Origin of the sequence: Nocardia jiangxiensis NBRC 101359 (genome assembly GCF_000308615.1) — a bacterium.
GTDB classification, from domain to species: Bacteria; Actinomycetota; Actinomycetes; order Mycobacteriales; family Mycobacteriaceae; genus Nocardia; species Nocardia jiangxiensis.
Genome location: NZ_BAGB01000015.1, coordinates 1 through 16,242 on the forward strand (window position 1 = coordinate 1; position 16,242 = coordinate 16,242).

At 67.4% G+C, this 16,242-nt stretch carries 17 protein-coding genes and 1 pseudogene; 10 read left to right on the forward strand and 8 right to left on the reverse strand.

The window, feature by feature from the left end:
• A partial coding sequence (locus ON40_RS06500; RefSeq protein ID WP_040819644.1) for a sensor histidine kinase occupies nucleotides 1–833 on the forward strand: 833 nt, incomplete at its 5' end.
• A 340-nt stretch (nucleotides 834–1,173) separates the two neighbouring features.
• Here the strand turns inward: ON40_RS06500 and ON40_RS06505 are convergent.
• A pseudogene (locus ON40_RS06505) lies at nucleotides 1,174–1,710 on the reverse strand (GtrA family protein); the annotation flags it as partial.
• Between the two features lie 64 nt (nucleotides 1,711–1,774).
• Between ON40_RS06505 and ON40_RS06510 the strand changes: the two are divergent.
• Both ON40_RS06510 and purE read left to right on the forward strand, forming a co-directional pair.
• Nucleotides 1,775–3,001 (forward strand): 5-(carboxyamino)imidazole ribonucleotide synthase, encoded by a 1,227-nt coding sequence (locus ON40_RS06510; RefSeq protein ID WP_051192757.1) that lies wholly within the window; start codon nucleotides 1,775–1,777, stop codon nucleotides 2,999–3,001.
• A 34-nt stretch (nucleotides 3,002–3,035) separates the two neighbouring features.
• Nucleotides 3,036–3,509, forward strand: a complete 474-nt coding sequence (gene purE / locus ON40_RS06515) for a 5-(carboxyamino)imidazole ribonucleotide mutase (RefSeq protein WP_051192764.1) — start codon at nucleotides 3,036–3,038, stop codon at nucleotides 3,507–3,509.
• Nucleotides 3,510–3,522: 13 nt separating this feature from the next.
• Here the strand turns inward: purE and ON40_RS06520 are convergent, their stop codons facing one another.
• Nucleotides 3,523–5,085 (reverse strand): alpha/beta fold hydrolase, encoded by a 1,563-nt coding sequence (locus tag ON40_RS06520; RefSeq protein ID WP_157186219.1) that lies wholly within the window; start codon nucleotides 5,083–5,085, stop codon nucleotides 3,523–3,525.
• 197 nt (nucleotides 5,086–5,282) lie between these two features.
• On the opposite strand from ON40_RS06520, the gene ON40_RS06525 reads away from it, so the two are divergent.
• The 3 genes from ON40_RS06525 to ON40_RS06535 all read left to right on the forward strand — a co-directional run bounded on the left by ON40_RS06525 (nucleotide 5,283) and on the right by ON40_RS06535 (nucleotide 7,791).
• Nucleotides 5,283–6,008 (forward strand): TetR family transcriptional regulator, encoded by a 726-nt coding sequence (locus ON40_RS06525; protein ID WP_083895455.1) that lies wholly within the window; start codon nucleotides 5,283–5,285, stop codon nucleotides 6,006–6,008.
• A 167-nt stretch (nucleotides 6,009–6,175) separates the two neighbouring features.
• Entirely contained in the window at nucleotides 6,176–7,333 is a 1,158-nt protein-coding gene (locus ON40_RS06530; RefSeq protein WP_040819650.1) for an acyl-CoA dehydrogenase, read from the forward strand.
• A gap of 152 nt (nucleotides 7,334–7,485) precedes the next feature.
• Complete coding sequence (locus ON40_RS06535; RefSeq protein ID WP_040819652.1) at nucleotides 7,486–7,791, forward strand: hypothetical protein; 306 nt, start codon at nucleotides 7,486–7,488, stop codon at nucleotides 7,789–7,791.
• On the opposite strand, the gene ON40_RS06540 is transcribed toward ON40_RS06535, so the two are convergent.
• Together ON40_RS06540 and ON40_RS06545 are read right to left on the reverse strand one after the other, a co-directional pair.
• A complete protein-coding gene (locus ON40_RS06540) occupies nucleotides 7,788–8,081 on the reverse strand; it encodes a GNAT family N-acetyltransferase (RefSeq protein WP_040819655.1) in 294 nt (97 codons plus the stop codon). The two genes, ON40_RS06535 and ON40_RS06540, sit on opposite strands and share 4 nt — an antisense overlap.
• Before the next feature lie 59 nt (nucleotides 8,082–8,140).
• Nucleotides 8,141–9,541: an FAD-binding oxidoreductase gene (locus ON40_RS06545; protein WP_051192758.1), complete on the reverse strand. Its 1,401-nt coding sequence runs from the start codon at nucleotides 9,539–9,541 to the stop codon at nucleotides 8,141–8,143.
• Between the two features lie 108 nt (nucleotides 9,542–9,649).
• On the opposite strand from ON40_RS06545, the gene ON40_RS06550 reads away from it, so the two are divergent.
• Nucleotides 9,650–9,970 carry a GroES family chaperonin gene (locus ON40_RS06550; RefSeq protein ID WP_040819659.1) on the forward strand — a complete coding sequence of 107 codons (321 nt, stop codon included), beginning with the start codon at nucleotides 9,650–9,652 and terminating at the stop codon, nucleotides 9,968–9,970.
• Nucleotides 9,971–10,057: 87 nt separating this feature from the next.
• Here the strand turns inward: ON40_RS06550 and ON40_RS06555 are convergent, their stop codons facing one another.
• Nucleotides 10,058–11,578 (reverse strand): MFS transporter, encoded by a 1,521-nt coding sequence (locus ON40_RS06555; protein WP_051192759.1) that lies wholly within the window; start codon nucleotides 11,576–11,578, stop codon nucleotides 10,058–10,060.
• Nucleotides 11,579–11,728: 150 nt separating this feature from the next.
• On the opposite strand from ON40_RS06555, the gene ON40_RS06560 reads away from it, so the two are divergent.
• Nucleotides 11,729–12,346 carry a TetR/AcrR family transcriptional regulator gene (locus ON40_RS06560; protein WP_051192760.1) on the forward strand — a complete coding sequence of 206 codons (618 nt, stop codon included), beginning with the start codon at nucleotides 11,729–11,731 and terminating at the stop codon, nucleotides 12,344–12,346.
• A 39-nt stretch (nucleotides 12,347–12,385) separates the two neighbouring features.
• On the opposite strand, the gene ON40_RS06565 is transcribed toward ON40_RS06560, so the two are convergent.
• From ON40_RS06565 to ON40_RS06575, 3 genes are read right to left on the reverse strand one after another with little or no spacing between them, the layout of a single operon-like run.
• Entirely contained in the window at nucleotides 12,386–13,036 is a 651-nt protein-coding gene (locus tag ON40_RS06565; RefSeq protein ID WP_040819660.1) for a Type 1 glutamine amidotransferase-like domain-containing protein, read from the reverse strand.
• Between the two features lie 6 nt (nucleotides 13,037–13,042).
• Nucleotides 13,043–13,855, reverse strand: a complete 813-nt coding sequence (locus ON40_RS06570) for a maleylpyruvate isomerase family mycothiol-dependent enzyme (RefSeq protein WP_040819661.1) — start codon at nucleotides 13,853–13,855, stop codon at nucleotides 13,043–13,045.
• The gene (locus ON40_RS06575) at nucleotides 13,852–14,328 is read right to left on the reverse strand and encodes an HIT domain-containing protein (protein ID WP_040819662.1); all 477 of its coding nucleotides are present in this window, start codon (nucleotides 14,326–14,328) and stop codon (nucleotides 13,852–13,854) included. Before ON40_RS06575 ends, ON40_RS06570 begins: the two co-directional genes overlap by 4 nt.
• A gap of 360 nt (nucleotides 14,329–14,688) precedes the next feature.
• Here ON40_RS06575 and ON40_RS06580 point away from each other — a divergent pair, with 360 nt between their 5' ends.
• Both ON40_RS06580 and ON40_RS06585 read left to right on the forward strand, forming a co-directional pair.
• Nucleotides 14,689–15,930 (forward strand): NAD(P) transhydrogenase subunit alpha, encoded by a 1,242-nt coding sequence (locus ON40_RS06580; RefSeq protein WP_051192761.1) that lies wholly within the window; start codon nucleotides 14,689–14,691, stop codon nucleotides 15,928–15,930.
• On the forward strand, nucleotides 15,930–16,229 hold the full coding sequence (locus tag ON40_RS06585; RefSeq protein WP_040819663.1) for an NAD(P) transhydrogenase subunit alpha part 2: 300 nt from the start codon (nucleotides 15,930–15,932) through the stop codon (nucleotides 16,227–16,229). The genes ON40_RS06580 and ON40_RS06585 overlap by 1 nt, the downstream gene beginning before the upstream one ends.
• The last annotated feature ends 13 nt before the right edge of the window (nucleotides 16,230–16,242 follow it).

A 16,242-nucleotide genomic window follows, 5' to 3' on the forward strand; every position in this document is an offset into this window, starting at 1 on the left:
CCGATCCGCTGCGTGATGTCGCGGGCCGCGCCGCGCGCCTGGCGATGGGCGATTTCCGGCTGGAGGGCCGGCGGCACGGCATCACCGAACTCGATCGGGTCTCCGATGTGCTCGATTCGGCCGCGGTGGAGATCGCCGGGCGGCTGCAGCGCGAACACACCCTCGTGGCCGACGTGTCCCATCAGCTGCGCAGCCGCCTGACCGCGGTGCGCCTGCGCCTGGACGAGCTGTCCGCGCACGCCGATCCGGCGGTGGTGCACGAGGCCGAGGAGGCGATGGCCCAGGTCGATCGGCTCACCGCCGCGATCGATGAGCTGGTGCGCGCTTCCCGCGACGAGAACGCCGCCGACCGCGACCCGGTGCCGGTGGTGGAGGAATTGCGCGGAGTGGTGGCCGAGTGGCGGCATCCGTTCGCCGATGCCGGTCGCCGCTTGATCCTGTCGGGTGATCCCACGCTGCGCGCGCCGGTGACCGGTTCGCGACTGCGCGAGGCGCTCGCGGTGCTGGTGGACAACGCCCTGATGCACGGGGCGGGCGACTGCACGGTGTCGGTGCGCACGGTCTACGGCGGTCCGGATCGCGAGCCGCTGATCGCGGTGGAGGTGGCCGACGAGGGCGACGGCGTCAGCGACGACCTGGCCCCGCACATCTTCGATCGCGGTTTCTCCGGCGCCGGATCGACCGGTGTGGGGCTGGCGCTGGCGCGGGCGTTGATCGAGGCCGACGGCGGTCGTCTGGAACTACAGCGGCGACGTCCGGCCCTGTTCGCGGTCTTCCTGGGCAAGCCGACCCGGGTGCGCACAGCGAACGGCGTCGCAGGTGAACCACGCTGAGCGCTGACGATCCGGCGTACCCATCGCGAACGCGCTCGAAAGCGCAGGGCCTGCGTGCTCCGGCGCTGCCGGGCAACCGGCTCGCTCGAGTGACCTGACATGCCAATGTCTCTTCGGCGAACGTGCTCAGTCTCCACGGCGAACGTGCTCAGCGGCGAAGCGTCTCCGTCCGCTGGGAGTCGCCCGTGAAGCGAAAGGCTCAGTAAGAACACTCCGAGGTTTTCGGCGCGGGCTCGTCGCTGCGCCCTCGAAGCGCATGGCCGAAGGCCGAGTCTCGAGGGTGTAGCGACGAGCCTTACAGCGTGGAAAACCCGCCGGAGCGAAGCGGAGGCCAAAATTACGCAGTGTTCTGTTCTTCTTCGTAGAGTTCCTCGAATTCGTCTACGAGGGCGTCGATTTCGTCGGGGAACACCCAGCGCTTCATGGTCCAGTACCGGAACACCATCTGCAGAATGTTGCCGATGATGAAGGCGCTGAAGAAGTCGGCGATGTTCTCGGTGGTGAGGCTCACATGTGGCTGCCGCAGCTCGAACACGTAGCTCGAGATCCACAGCGGAATATTGCTCAGCAGCACACCGATGCCGCTGACCACGAAGAACAGCAGCGCCTCATGATGACGCTCACGTCCGCCACGGCCCTTGAACGACCATTCCCGGTTCAGGATGTAGGACGCGATGACCGCGATCACACCGGAGATGATCTTGGCGGTGACCGGTTTGGGCGAAAGCACCGTCAGCTTCAAGGCATAGAAAATGCCGCTGTCGATGATGAAAGTGGTCGCTCCGACAATGGCGAACTTGATCAGTTCGTTATGACGGATTACGAGGTCCCGCACCGTTTTGGGCAGGACGGTGACCGCATTGTCGACGATTGACACGGGACGAGTCTACGTCCGTTCCAGCTCCGGCAACCAACCCGCACGCATTTGCCGGTGTCGGCGCATGACAACATTGTGGCTCGTGACGTCCCGTTCTTTCGACAATTCGGGCATGCCCACCGTGACGATGATCGGTGGCGGCCAGCTTGCCCGCATGACGCATCAGGCCGCCGTGGCGCTCGGGCAGCGCCTGCGCGTGCTGGCCGAGCGTGCCGACGATCCCGCGGCCCAGGTGACGCCCGAGGTGGTGCTGGGTTCGCATACGGATCTGACCGCACTGCGCAAGGCCGCGGTCGGCTCGCACGCGCTGACCTTCGACCACGAACATGTGCCGACCAACCATCTCGAGGCGCTGGTCGCCGAGGGGGTGAACGTCCAGCCGCCGCCGCAGGCGCTGATCTTCGCCCAGGACAAGCTGGCGATGCGGCGTCGGCTGTCCGAATTCGGCGCGCCGGTCCCGGAGTTCACCGCGGTGGAGTCGGTGCGGGACGTGGTCGGCTTCGGTGACGAGCACGGCTGGCCGGTGGTGCTCAAGGCGGTGCGCGGCGGATACGACGGTCGCGGGGTGTGGATGGTCGACGACGCCGAGCAGGCCGCCGCGATCGCCGGGGAGCAGCTGGCCCAGGGCGTCCCGTTGCTGGCCGAGCAGAAGGTGGACCTGCGTCGCGAGCTGTCGGCGATGGTCGCGCGTTCGCCGTTCGGTCAGGCCGCGGTGTGGCCGGTGGTGGAGACGGTGCAGCGGGACGGGCAGTGCGCGGTGGTGATCGCGCCCGCGCCGGAGCTGTCCGAGGAACTGGCCTCGCAGGCTCAGTCGCTGGCCTTGCGGCTGGCGGTGGAACTGGGCACCACGGGTGTGATGGCGGTGGAGCTGTTCGAGACCCAAGACGGCGCGCTGCTGGTGAACGAGCTGGCGATGCGGCCGCACAATTCCGGGCACTGGGGGATGGACGGCGCGGTCACCGGTCAGTTCGAACAGCATCTGCGGGCGGTGCTGGACTATCCGCTCGGCGACACCTCGCCGCTCGCGCCGGTGACGGTCATGGCGAACATCCTGGGCGCGCAGAACGCTCCGGAGATGTCGATGGACGAGCGGCTGCACCACCTGTTCGCCCGGCTGCCCGAGGCGCGAGTTCACCTGTACGGCAAGGGCGAACGCCCGCACCGCAAGATCGGGCACGTCAACATTCTCGGCGAGGATGTGGCGCAGGTGCGGGAGAAGGCGGAGCGTGCGGCGCACTGGATGTCGCATGCGGAATGGACCGACGGATGGGATCCTCACGGTGAGCACTGAGCAGAGCGGAGCGGGCCCGGTCGTCGGCCTGATCATGGGCAGCGATTCGGACTGGCCCACGATGGAGGCCGCGGCGGAGGCGTTGGCGGAGTTCGGGATTCGCTTCGAGGTCGGCGTCGTCTCGGCGCACCGTACTCCGCAGCGCATGTTGGACTACGCCCGCGAGGCGGCCTCGCGCGGCATCCGCGTCATCATCGCGGGTGCGGGCGGTGCGGCTCATCTGCCGGGCATGGTGGCCTCGGCGACCGCGCTGCCGGTGATCGGCGTCCCGGTACCGCTGAAGTACCTCGACGGCATGGATTCGCTGCTGTCGATCGTGCAGATGCCCGCGGGCGTTCCCGTCGCCACGGTCTCCATCGGCGGCGCCCGCAACGCGGGTCTGCTGGCGGTGCGCATCCTCGCCGCCGCGGACCCCGAATTGCGCTCGCGCATGGAGCGTTTCCAGGCGAGCCTGGAAACGATGGTGCTGGAGAAGGACGCCGCGCTGCGTACGCGCCTGCTGGGCTGAGGCGGTTCGGCGCCTACTCGAGCAGTGTGGTGGGCCGGCAGGTCCGGTCTCCTGTCGGGAAGGCGCCGTCGCGGAAGTAGCGGTTGGTGGTGTCGAGGATGCAGGTGCTCAGACCCGGCCGCAGCACCATGTGAATTCTGGTGTCGGTCAACGTGATCAAGCGTGACCCGGACATCTGATGATGCAGCGCAACGGCTCCCGGGTAGGGAGTCCGGTTGTCGCCGGTGGCCTGCAGGATCAGTGCGGGCACCGCGTTGTCCACCACGGTGGGCGGTTCGGCGGGCGGCGGCCAGAAGGCGCAGGGCTGAATGTTGTTGGCCAGTGCGGCGAAGATCGGCTGGGTCGGCCGGGCCGCCTGGATCGCATTCCAGTACCAGGCGGGATCGGCGGGCATCGGCGCGTCGGCGCACCAGATCTGCACCATGACCGAATTCTCGTCGTGCTCGTCGTCCTCGATCAGCTTGTGCAGTTCCGGTGGCACCTGCGGTGCGCGTCCCGCGGCCGCGTCGGCGAGGGCCCGCATCGATGCGGCCAGGGCCGCGTTCAACCGCGCGTCGCGCAGCATCGTCCACGGCACGGTCGGCAGCAGATGGTCGTCGAATCCGAAGCCCTCGACCACGATCGGCGACAGTGCTGCCCGGTCGATCAGGGCTTCGACGCCACGACGCACCTCGCCCGCACTGGCGCCGAGGTGGTACTGCCCGTCCCGCGCGGCGACCCAGCCCGCCCAGTCGTCGAAGGCCGTTTCCACCGCCGGGCCCCAATCCTGTTGCAACCCCAGCCAATAGCGTCGCGGATCGATGGCGCTGTCCAGCACCATGCGATCGGACCGGCCGGGGAACATCTGGGCGTAGACCGCACCCAGGTACGTGCCGTAGGACAAGCCGTAATAGCTGAGCCGGTCCTCGTGCAGCGCGGCCCGGATCACGTCCATGTCGCGGGCGGTGTTGCGAGTGCTGAGCTGCCGCATCCAGTCCCGATCGCCCACCAGGCACTGTGCGGCCAATTGCCCTTGCAGAGCCGTCTCGGTGACGAATGCGGGTAGTCCGACGCCCGCCGAGCGGATCGGCGTGGCGACCGGCCAGCCGCAGCGCTGGTGTCGCCCGGACCGGGCCACTCCGCGCGGGTCGAAGCCGATCAGGTCGTAGCGGCTCAGCACGTCCGGACGCAGCACGTCACCGACCAGGTCGAACGCATCGAGGCCCGGCGTGCCCGGTCCGCCCGAGTTGGTCAGCAGCACACCGCGACGGTGTGCGGTGTCGCGCGCCCGGATTCGCGAGATCGCGATCGTGATGTCCGGCCCGTCCGGCCTGCTGTAGTCGAGTGGCACGGCGATACCGGCACAGTCCGCATGCTCCGCCACCAGAGCCGGATCCTCGCACGGATGCCAGTCGACGCGTTGCCGGTGAAAGCGCGCCAGCGGGTCCACCGGTTGGGCGACCGCCACACCGGCGGCCATCGCGGCGACCAGAACGGCGGCGATCACCGCGGTGACGACACCCCCGGCATCCCGCAGCACACCGCGAGAGCGGCAACGCTCGGGGGACGCGATCGAGAACCGATCTTCACTATCCACCAGAAACTGCCCCTTTCAGCACGTCGAGACCGAATCACACAGGGAGCCACCGCAGACCGAGCGGAAATCAGTGAGAGTCAACCGCACCTGCGCGCGATTTCCCGGAATCTCCCCGGCGTTTTGCGGCCCGGCCGAGGTGCGCACTCCCTTCTGGGATAATCGGGGCATGCCGACCGGCCGACTGATTTCGCGAGCACATGGGTAATTCGTCTGGCACGTCCACGCGCCGACCGGACAGCGAACCGCCGGCCCGAGCATCCGACGACTCGCAGAATTCCCGGGGTGGCGACGCGGCGTTCCGGTTGACGGTGGTCGATCACGCGTTGCGATTGTTCGCGGACAAGGGGTACGAGGCGACGGCGGTCGACGAGATCGCCGAGGCGGCAGGCATCTCGCGACGTACCTTCTTCCGACAGTTCCGGTCCAAGGAGGACGTCGTATTCGCCGACCACGAGGCGCAATTGGCGCGAGCTCGGGCGTATCTTGATGCGGCGCAGGGCGATCCGTGGGACGCGGTGTGCGAGGCCGTGGTGGGAGTGTTCGAAGGGTTCACCCGCACAAGGGATTTGGCGGCCCGGCGGTATCGGGTGGTGCGTCAGGTTCCGGCGCTGCGTGATCGGGAGATCGTCACCGTGTTCCGGTACGAGCGGTTGTTCACCGACTATCTGCGCACCGCGCTGCCGCAGACGCCGGATCTGACGCTGATCCAGTTCACCGCGGCGGTGACGGCCACGCACAACTATCTGTTGCGGCGGATGGTGCGCAGTGAGTCCGACGGCGGGGTGGCAGATCTGCGCGCCGCGCTGGCGGGCATCGGCCGCGGGCGCGAGGAGTCCGGGGAGATGGTCGTCGCGGTCTTCCCGCGCGACATGCCGCCCGCCCAGGTGACAGAATTCCTCGGTCGGCGTCTCGGTAATCTGTGATAACGATCACTTTCAGTCATTGACACTCAGTGCCAGGGCGGATGAGAGGTATCACGCGATATGAGCGTGAAATGGCCACGTATACTCGTCCACGACTGGCACTGAGTGCCGACATGCTGAAAATTCGCGGACCCAGGTGATCCGACCCCGACGACCAGGAGAGACCCATGGCGGGCAATCCCGATTTCGACCTGTTCAAGCTCGACGATGTCCACAACGAGCTGCGCGAGGCCATCCGCGGCCTGGCGGAGAAGGAGATCGCCCCCTACGCCAAGGATGTCGACGAGCACTCCCGCTTCCCGCAGGAGGCGCTGGACGCGCTGAACGCCGCCGGGTTCAACGCGGTGCACGTGCCGGACGCCTTCGGCGGCCAGGGTGCGGATTCGGTGGCGACCTGCATCGTGATCGAGGAGGTCGCCCGGGTCTGCGGTTCGTCCTCGCTGATCCCCGCGGTCAACAAGCTGGGCACCATGGGCCTGATCCTGAAGGGCTCCGACGAGCTCAAGGGCAAGGTGCTGCCCGATATCGTCAACGGCGCGATGGCCTCCTACGCGCTGTCCGAGCGCGAGGCCGGATCCGATGCGGCCGGAATGCGCACCCGCGCCCGCCGCGACGGCGACGACTGGGTGATCAACGGCTCCAAGTGCTGGATCACCAACGGCGGCAAGTCCAGCTGGTACACCGTGATGGCGGTGACCGATCCGGACAAGGGCGCCAACGGAATCTCCGCGTTCATGGTGCACATCGATGACGAGGGCTTCGTCGTCGGACCGCTCGAGCACAAGCTGGGCATCAAGGGCTCGCCGACCGCCGAGCTGTACTTCGAGAACTGCCGCGTCTCCGGTGACCGGATGATCGGCGCCGAGGGCACCGGTTTCAAGACCGCGCTCGAGACCCTGGACCACACCCGCCCCACCATCGGCGCGCAGGCGGTCGGTCTGGCGCAGGGCGCGCTGGACGCCGCGATCGCATACACCAAGGACCGCAAGCAGTTCGGCAAGGCCATCTCGGACTTCCAGAACACCCAGTTCATGCTCGCGGATATGGCGATGAAGGTCGAAGCGGCCCGTCTGATGGTCTACACCTCCGCCGCCCGCGCCGAGCGCGGCGAGAAGAACCTCGGCTTCATCTCCGCTGCCGCAAAGTGTTTCGCCTCGGACGTCGCGATGGAGGTCACCACCAACGCCGTGCAGCTGTTCGGCGGTGCGGGCTACACCACCGACTTCCCGGTGGAGCGGATGATGCGTGATGCCAAGATCACCCAGATCTACGAGGGCACCAACCAGATCCAGCGCCTGGTGATGTCCCGCGCCCTGCTGCGGTGAGATAGTCCGCGGAACCAGGTTCGCTGGAAAGCAACCAGACCCGGCCGGCCCCTTCGGGGGCCGGCCAGATCTGTTCTTGCAGACGTAAATACAGTCGCAATCGGGCGAATTCGGGTCTATCGAATGTGGCTCGCACGGAGCACTATTGAGGCATGGCCGGAGTCGAGATCAACGACAAATTCGTCCGGCGCACGTTGGACAACGGACGGATCGAAGAGGTGCTGTGGCGGGACCTTTCGGAGGTTCGGGTCATCACCACGGCGGACGGACCGTTCGCCGAGGCGATGTTCTTCGTGCTGATCGGGACGAAGGGAAATGGATGTGTGGTACCCCATTCGGCAGCCGACACGGCGTTTCTGGTGCGGCTGCGATCGTTACCGGGTTTCGACAACCGGCGGGTGAACCAGGCCATCGGCACCGCGCTGGACCGCCAGTTCTCGGTCTGGCGGCGTAATTAGCTGCCGACCATGTCGGCGTATTCGCGGTGTTCGGCGATGAACTTCTCGACGTACCAGCAGGTGGGGATCACCGAGAACCCCGCCTCCCGGGCATCGCGCAGCGCGAACTCGACCACCTGGGCGGCCACGCCGCGGCCGCGGAATTCCGGAAACGTCAGGGTGTGCTGGAAATCGCGCGTCCTGCGATCGCCGTCGGCGTGCTCGCTGTAGTCGGCGTATCCGGCGAGGGTGTCGTCGAGGTAGATCTCGTAGCGGGTGTCGGCGACATTGTGCTCGAACCTGGTGGTCATATGCGGTCAAACTCCTCGGGAAGGTGAGTTTGTTCCAGCAGTACCCCGATTCGCCGCGTTTACATCACCGCGCCGGGATTGAGAATGCCGTGCGGGTCCAGCGCGTCCTTGATGCGCCGGGTCAGGTCCATCACATCGGGGCCGACCTGATCGGGCAGCCACGCCTTCTTCAGGCGTCCGACGCCGTGCTCGCCGGTGATGGTGCCACCCAGCGCGATCGCCAACTCCATGATCTCGCCGAAGGCCTGATGCGCGCGGGCGGTCTCGTCGGCATCGCGCGGATCGTGCACGATCAGCGGATGCGTGTTGCCGTCCCCGGCGTGCGCGATGACCGATACCAGAACCGCACGGCGCGTGGCGATCTCGGCGATGCCGGTGACCAGCTCACCCAGGCGCGGCACCGGCACCCCGACGTCCTCGAGCAGTAGCGTGCCCTTGCGTTCGACAGCCGGGATGGCGAAACGTCGCGCGGCGGTGAACGCCTCGCCCTCCTCCGGATCCTCGGTGCTGAATACCTCGGTGGCCCCGGCTTTCTCGCAGGTTTCCGCGATGATCGCGGCCTCGGCGGCGGCGTGCTCGCCGGGTGCGTCGGAGCGGGCCAGCAGCATTCCCGCCGCGGTGCGGTCCAGGCCCATGCGCAGTTCGTCCTCGACGGCGTTGATCGCCACCGAGTCCATGAACTCCAGCATCGAGGGGCGCAGCCGCGCGGTGACCGCCAGAATCGCCGCGGTCGCCGTCTCGATCGTGGAAAACGTTGCCACCACGGTACTTTGGGGTGTCTGCGCGGGCAGCAGACGCAACGTCACCTCGGTGATGATGCCGAGGGTGCCCTCGCTGCCGACGAACAGTTTGGTCAGCGACAGCCCGGCCGAATCCTTCAGCCGCGGGCCGCCCAACCGGACCACGGCGCCGTCGGCCAGCACCACCTCCATACCGAGGACGTAATCTGTTGTGACGCCGTACTTCACACAGCACAGACCGCCCGCGTTGGTGGCCGCGTTGCCGCCGATCGAGCAGATCTCGAACGAGGACGGGTCCGGCGGATACCACAGCCCGTGCTCGGCGACCGCCCGTTTGACCTCCGCATTCAACAGTCCCGGCTGCGCGACCGCGGTCCGCGTGACCGGATCCACGGTGATCTCCCGCATCCGCTCGGTACTCAGCAGCAGTGCCCCGTCCTGCGCCGTGGCCCCGCCGGACAGTCCGGTCCCCGCTCCCCGCGGCACCACCGGCACCCGATGCCGGTGCGCCCACCGCAGCACGGTCGAGACCTGCTCGGTGGTGGTCGGCCGGACCAGCGCCAGCGGAGTCCCGGCATCGGGATCCAGCGCCCGGTCCTGGCGATATCCGGCGAGAATGTCCGGATCGGTCACGACGGTCCCGGCAGGCAGGTGCTCGGCGAGCGATTTCACGTGCGTGCCCGCCTCTGCGTGACTCGGCGTTCCCGGTGAGTTACCCATGTGATTACCAGATCAGTTGTTGCGCGCCTCCGCAACCAAAACGGTGAGGTGAATCGGGTAGTCGACGCGCGTGGTGGCGCTGTCGTCGCCTTTCCATACAATCGTCCAATGCCCGATCCGAAGCTCGAGATTCAGATGTTGCACGACAGGGTCATCGTGCGGGAGACGCCGGAGGCCGGAGAGCGGCGCAGCAGCGGGGGAATTCTCATTCCGGCGACCGCGCAGGTGGCCAAACGTCTCATCTGGGGCGAGGTGTGCGGTGTGGGCTCCCACGTGCGCAGCGTCGAGGTCGGGGACCGGGTGCTGTACAGCGCCGACGATCAGTTCGAGGTCGAGATCCAGGGCCAGGCGTACATGGTCATGCGGGAGCGCGACCTGCACGCGGTCGCCAACGAGCGCACCGAGCACGGCACCGGCCTGTACCTGTGAACCCGCCCGTCCGGTGTGCGCCGGACGGACGGGAACAGCGGCGGTCGGGACCGGCTCGCGCGCAATCATTCTCGCGGTGAACCGAATTCAGTGCTGCGTATGCCTGGGCAGGACGAAGGCGGCGGCCAACGCAATCGCCAGGACCGCGAGGCCGACCAGGGCGGCGGCCCGCATCGCGTTCACGTAATCGCCGGTGCCGGTGGCGGATCCCAGCACGGCGAAGAAGGTGGTGCCGAGAATCGTTGCGCCGATGGCATTTCCGAACTGCTGTGAGGTGGTCAGGGCCCCGGCCGCCATCCCGGCCTGCTGCGGCGGGATGCCCGAGGACAGCACCGCGCCGATCACCGAGGGCAGGGTCAGGCCGTTGCCGACACCGACGATCATCATGCCCGGAATCAGGGCCCACACGCTGACCTCGCGGCCGGACCAGGTCAGTACGGCCAGCACGATCAGGGCGCCGAGCAGTCCCGCGCCGACGCCGGCCACCATGACCCGGTTGCCGATCCGGTCGGCGACCCGGCGGGCGAGGAAGAACGAACTGCCCGCGAAACACAGGCCCAGCGGCGCGAACGCCAGTCCCGCGCGCAGGGGTGAGAGGCCGAGTCCGTCCTGTAGCAGCAGCGTCAGGCAGAGCATGAATCCGGCGAAGAAGGTCAGATAGCCGCCGCCGATCAGCATGCCCGCCCTGAACACCCGGCGGCGCACCATGCCCACGTCCAGGACCGGCGCGCCGCCCCGGCGGGCGAGCCTGGACTCGTAGCCCACGGTGAGCAGTGCGACCGGGACCGACGCGGCCATCGAGATCCACGTCCACAGCGGCCAGCCCTCGGGGCGTCCCACTGTCACCGGCACCAGCAGCAGCGCGAGTGCGCCCGAGATACCGAGTGCACCAAGGGGATCCAGCGTCGTGCGATGACGTGTTTCGGCGCGCGGCAGCCAGCGGGCGGCCAGTGCGGCCGCGGCCAGGCCGATCGGCACGTTGATGTAGAACACGGTCCGCCAGCCCCAGCCGAACAGATTCGCCTCGAGCAGCAGTCCGCCGAGAACCTGCCCGGCGACCGCGCCCAGACCGATGGTCGCACCGTAGGCGGCCATCGCGCGGGGGCGCTCGGCGATCGGGAACAGGGTGTTGATCAGGGCGAGCAGCTGGGGCACCATCAGCGCCGCGGTGCCGCCCTGCAGAATGCGGAAGGCGACCAGCGTCCACGAGTTCGGTGCGAGCCCGCACAGCAGGGAGGCCGCGCCGAAGGCGAGCATGCCCAGGACGAACATGCGCCGGTGGCCGTGCAGATCACCGAGGCGTCCGCCGGTGATCAGGGCCGAGGCGAAGGCGAATCCGTAGCCGCCGACGATCAGTTCCAGTGCGGACTGTCCGGTGTGCAGATCGTGCTGCAGCGAGGAGGCCGCGACGTTGACCACGAACCAGTCGAACATTGCCATGAACATGGCGCTGAGCACGACGGGCAGCACCCGCCAGCGCGCGGCGAAGGGGGCGGCGGGTTCGGGCTCGGGCGGGATGGGCGTGGCGCGCCGTTCGGTTCCGCCGGATTTCCCGGGGTCATCTGCTGCGAGAAGTGGTGGGGCGGGGTTGGTTTCGAGAGTGGACATGACGATCTCCCGGAATCGGTGTGCGGATGCGGGCGCTGCGCTCGTGTCGGGTCGAGGATGCCTCTCGAATCCCTGTAACTAACCGGTTGGTTGTGAATATTCCAGTCGGCCGCGAGGCTTGTCAACTGTTCGGTTGGTTAGACTCGGCCCATGGCTCCGAGAGATCCCGAGGCGACGAAGGCGCGCATCTTCTCCGCGGCCATCGACGAGTTCGCCGCGTACGGGATCGCCGGGGCCCGGGTCGATCGCATCGCCCGCAACGCCAACGCCAACAAACAGCTGATCTACGCCTATTTCGGTGATAAACAGCAGCTGTTCCGGCAGGTGCTGGAGAAGGTCATGCTGGATGTGGCCGAGGCGGTCCCCATCGACCTGGACGATCTGGACGCCTGGGTCGACGCCCACCTGGACTATCACCGCGCCCATCCGGAATTCCTGCGTCTGCAGATGTGGGAGGCGCTGGAGATGGGACCGGACCGGATCACCGCGGGCGAGGCCCGTGCGCGCCGCTACCAGCACAAGGTCGACCGGGTGGACGACGCGCAGCAGCGTGGCCTGGTCCGCGACGACATGCCGCCGGGCTACCTCCTGACGCTGCTCACCGGTCTGATCAACTACCGCGAGGCGCTGCCCCAGTCCGCCCGATTCGTCCTGGGTGACGACGCCGACCCCGGCCTGTGGCGGCAATGGGTCAAGACCGCGGTGCGCAGTATCGCCCAGCGGATCCCGGACGTCCCCGCCGAACAGCCGGAAACCGACGCCCGATGAGCATCCGGCCGGGTGGGAAGCACTGCGGCCGAACAGGTGTCAGGACCGGCTGAGCAGTGCCTCGACGCGGTCGCCGTCGACGATCACCGCGTCGTCGTCGGTCAGGGCCCAGTGCGGGATGTCGTCGGTGCGCAGTCGTGTGGCCAGGGCGGTGCAGATGCCGTCGGGGTCGGTCGCCGGGGAATCGACGTGCGGGACGATGCGTCGGTCCACCAATCCCAGTCCGTCCCAACGGGGTTCGATTCCGCAGGCGGGTAGGACCTCGGCCGGGTCGTCGGCGGATTCCAGTCCGTGCAGATCGGGTCCGAGCATGCAGGCTCCGGCGCTGTAACCCGCATAGGCCAGGACGTCCTCGCCCAGCAGATCCCGCAGGACGAGATCGGCTCCGCTGCGGGCGAACTGGGCGCGCAGTACGAAGGTGTTGCCGCCGCGGACCCAGAGCAGCGGATACCGCCGCAGGGTCTTCTCCAATTCGCCGGTGCGACCGACGTAATCGCGCAGGTCGATCATGTCGGGACGAAAACCCGCGCGGCGCAAAGGGGCTCGATCACTGGCGACCGCGCTGTCCCAGGCCGCGGGCCAGGCGTCACAGGCGTTGGGGATGATCGCGACCGGTCCCGGTTCCCCTGCGAGCGCGGCGAATCGGTCGTAGTGCGCCCCGAATCGGTAGCTGGACAGGAACAGTCGCATCGGCGCTCAGATAGTGAAGCGGAGCGTGTCGACCACGCGACGGCCCAGGTCGGTGTCGCCGGTGATGGTGATCTCGTCCGAATGCTCTGCGGCCGTGGTCCTTCCGGCGCGCAGTCGGGCGAACAGCCCGGAGGGCAGCTCGATCCGCACGGTGGCGGGGCCGTCGAGCTCGTCGACCTGATTCGCCCGGCCCTCGACCACCAGATGCAGTTCCCGGGTGACCGGCCCGGTCAGCACCACGCTGATGCGCGAGCCGTCGGGGGCGTGCGCACCCTTGACCACCGCGCGTCCGAGAGTCGGGGTCAGTTCGTCGAAGGCGATCTCGGCGCGCGGCCCGTCCTCGGGCACCGCGACACCGAGCGCATCGGCGATATCGAGTTCGTGCATCCAGCAATCGAACAGTCGGACCTGCATGAACCGGCCGTACCGCACTACGCCCACCGGTGATTGCGACGGGTTGTTCCACTGCTCGTCGGTCAGCTCGGCCAGCGCCTTGCGACGGCGATCGGTGACCTCGGTGAATTTCGCCAGCAGCTGTTGGCCGCTGAGCGGACGCAGCGAGTCGATCCAGGCTTCGTTGAGCGCGCCGATCTCGTTGTGCACGTGCGGCGCGTCGGTGATCACCGCGGCGGCCGTCGGATTGGGCTCACCGAGCAGGATGGATTCGATGCCGACCAGATGGGCCAGCACGTCGAACACGGTCCATCCCGGCAGCGGAGATGGTGTGCGCCAGTGATTTTCGTCCAGATCGGCGACCAGGCTGGTCAGCGAATCCCACTCCTGCGACAGGGCGGTGGTGAGGGCGTTGCGGTCGGTCATGCGTGCTGCTCCTTGTCCTTGGCACCGGATTCCTCGAGGTCCAGCCGGTCCAAGCCGGTGCGGATGGCCGCGGCGGTGGTCGCGGGATCGGGTTGGCTGCCGACTCGCCCGCGGAACAGCATTCCGGTGGCGAAGGATCGGATATCGCCGGTGTGGCGCGGCACCACGTGCAGATGCACGTGATGCACGGTCTGGAAGGCCGATTTTCCGTCGTTGAGGATGAGATTCGCGCCGTCGGCCCCGAGGGTGCTGCGCCGCAACGCCTTTGCCATCCGATGGCCGAGGGCGAACAGCCGGGCGCCCAGTGCGGCGTCGAGATCGTCCAGGTTGGTCGCATGGAGTTTGGGGATCACCAACATGTGGCCCCGGGTGATGGGCCGGATGTCGAGGAACGCGCACAACGTGTCGTCCTCGTGGACTTTCGTCGCCGGTGCCGTGCCCGCGACGATTCCGCAAAATATGCAGGCGCTCACAGTCGAGACATTACGGCGTACGAAGCCTGCGGGACACCCCTGTCGGGTTTGCCATGGTCAGGGCGGTTTTCGGTGGTCCTGGCGCGGTCGGGACCAGCGCGCTCCGAGATCTGGAAGAACCACAAAGGCGTGTGAGATTGATCTCGGTTACGCTCACGGCCGAGTCGGTACAGTTGTGCGACCTGAGACCCACCTGTGGGTTTTCAGGGCCGAAGAAGCGGCTCGAGGCCCCGCACGAACCGTGGGGCCGGCCACCGTCACAAGTAAGGATGTTGACCAGTGGAGACAACGCAGAGCGGAGTCGACGCAGCGCCACCCGGTGATGATGGGGGCACCTCACAGCGTACGCGCGTCGGTGTCGTGCGTGAGACCAATTCGGGTGAGCGTCGGGTGGCGTTGGTGCCGAAGATCATTGCGGGCCTGGTGAAGCAGGGTGTGCAGGTGGTCGTGGAGGCCGGTGCGGGGCAGGGAGCGTTGATCCCGGATGTGGCGTTCACCGGGGTGGGTGCCGTGATCGGTGATCCGTGGTCGGCCGAGGTGGTGGTGAAGGTCGCTCCGCCCTCGGATGCGGAGATCGCGAAGTTGTCTGCGGGGCAGACGTTGATCGGTTTCCTGGCTCCGCGCAATGCGGACAACAAGATCGAGGCCCTGCGGACTGCGGGGGTGCAGGCGTTCGCGGTGGAGGCGATTCCCCGTATCTCTCGTGCGCAGGTGATGGATGCGTTGTCCTCGCAGGCGAATGTGTCCGGGTACAAGGCGGTGCTGGTGGCCGCGTCGGAGTCGACGCGGTTCTTCCCGATGTTGACCACCGCGGCCGGGACGGTGAAACCGGCGACGGTTCTGGTGCTGGGGGTGGGTGTGGCCGGGTTGCAGGCGCTGGCCACGGCCAAGCGTCTGGGTGGCCGCACGACCGGATACGACGTGCGCCCGGAGGTGGCCGATCAGGTGCGCTCGGTGGGTGCGCAGTGGCTGGATCTCGGGATCGACGCCGCGGGCGAGGGCGGATACGCGCGTGAGCTGACCGAGGACGAGAAGGCCCAGCAGCAGCAGGCTCTGGAGGATGCGATCAAGGGTTTCGACGTGGTGATCACGACCGCGTTGGTGCCCGGGCGTCCCGCGCCGCGTCTGGTGACCGCTGCGGCGGTGGAGGGGATGAAGCCGGGCAGTGTGATCGTGGATTTGGCCGGGGAGACCGGTGGTAACTGCGAGCTCACCGAACCGGGTGAGACGGTGGTCGTGCACGATGTCACGATCGCTTCGCCGTTGAATCTGCCCGCGACGATGCCCGAGCACGCGAGTGAGTTGTATGCGAAGAATATTTCGGCGTTGTTGGAGTTGATGCTGGTCGATGGCCGGTTGGCTCCTGATTTCACTGATCAGGTCCTGGCGGATTCCTGCGTGACCCGGGACCCGGAAGTCGACGCGTCAACGGATTCGGTTGCTGCCGAAGAAGATTCGACCCCGGCGAGTGGTTCGGACGCGGAATCGACTGCGGCTGGCGCGGCTTCGAACGGGGCCGGTGCGGGATCGTCCACTGATGTCACGGATTCGGCGGGTTCGGCCTCGGCTGGTTCGGGTTCGGCGGGGAAGGAGCAGGGCTGATGTATACCGAGTTGTTGGCGAATATCGCGATTCTGGTGTTGTCCGGTTTCGTGGGTTTCGCGGTGATTTCGAAGGTTCCCAATACGCTGCACACCCCGCTGATGTCGGGGACGAACGCGATTCACGGAATCGTGGTGCTGGGTGCGTTGGTGACGTTGGGGAACGTGAAGGATCCGTCGGTTCTGACGCAGATCATCTTGTTCGTGGCGGTGGTGTTCGGGACGTTGAACGTGATCGGTGGTTTCGTGGTCACGGACCGGATGCTGGGCATGTTCAAGGGTAAGAAGGCTGATAAGTGATGCATACCTTCGA

What these genes read in the sequence shown, in the direction of transcription:
- ON40_RS06510 (WP_051192757.1), top strand. Translation starts at nt 1,775, where the DNA reads ATGACAACATTGTGGCTCGTGACGTCCCGTTCTTTCGACAATTCGGGC.
- purE (WP_051192764.1), top strand. Translation starts at nt 3,036, where the DNA reads ATGGGCAGCGATTCGGACTGGCCCACGATGGAGGCCGCGGCGGAGGCG.
- ON40_RS06525 (WP_083895455.1), top strand. Translation starts at nt 5,283, where the DNA reads ATGGGTAATTCGTCTGGCACGTCCACGCGCCGACCGGACAGCGAACCG.
- ON40_RS06530 (WP_040819650.1), top strand. Translation starts at nt 6,176, where the DNA reads ATGGCGGGCAATCCCGATTTCGACCTGTTCAAGCTCGACGATGTCCAC.
- ON40_RS06535 (WP_040819652.1), top strand. Translation starts at nt 7,486, where the DNA reads ATGGCCGGAGTCGAGATCAACGACAAATTCGTCCGGCGCACGTTGGAC.
- ON40_RS06540 (WP_040819655.1), bottom strand. Translation starts at nt 8,081, where the DNA reads ATGACCACCAGGTTCGAGCACAATGTCGCCGACACCCGCTACGAGATC.
- ON40_RS06545 (WP_051192758.1), bottom strand. Translation starts at nt 9,541, where the DNA reads ATGGGTAACTCACCGGGAACGCCGAGTCACGCAGAGGCGGGCACGCAC.
- ON40_RS06550 (WP_040819659.1), top strand. Translation starts at nt 9,650, where the DNA reads ATGCCCGATCCGAAGCTCGAGATTCAGATGTTGCACGACAGGGTCATC.
- ON40_RS06555 (WP_051192759.1), bottom strand. Translation starts at nt 11,578, where the DNA reads ATGTCCACTCTCGAAACCAACCCCGCCCCACCACTTCTCGCAGCAGAT.
- ON40_RS06560 (WP_051192760.1), top strand. Translation starts at nt 11,729, where the DNA reads ATGGCTCCGAGAGATCCCGAGGCGACGAAGGCGCGCATCTTCTCCGCG.
- ON40_RS06565 (WP_040819660.1), bottom strand. Translation starts at nt 13,036, where the DNA reads ATGCGACTGTTCCTGTCCAGCTACCGATTCGGGGCGCACTACGACCGA.
- ON40_RS06570 (WP_040819661.1), bottom strand. Translation starts at nt 13,855, where the DNA reads ATGACCGACCGCAACGCCCTCACCACCGCCCTGTCGCAGGAGTGGGAT.
- ON40_RS06585 (WP_040819663.1), top strand. Translation starts at nt 15,930, where the DNA reads ATGTATACCGAGTTGTTGGCGAATATCGCGATTCTGGTGTTGTCCGGT.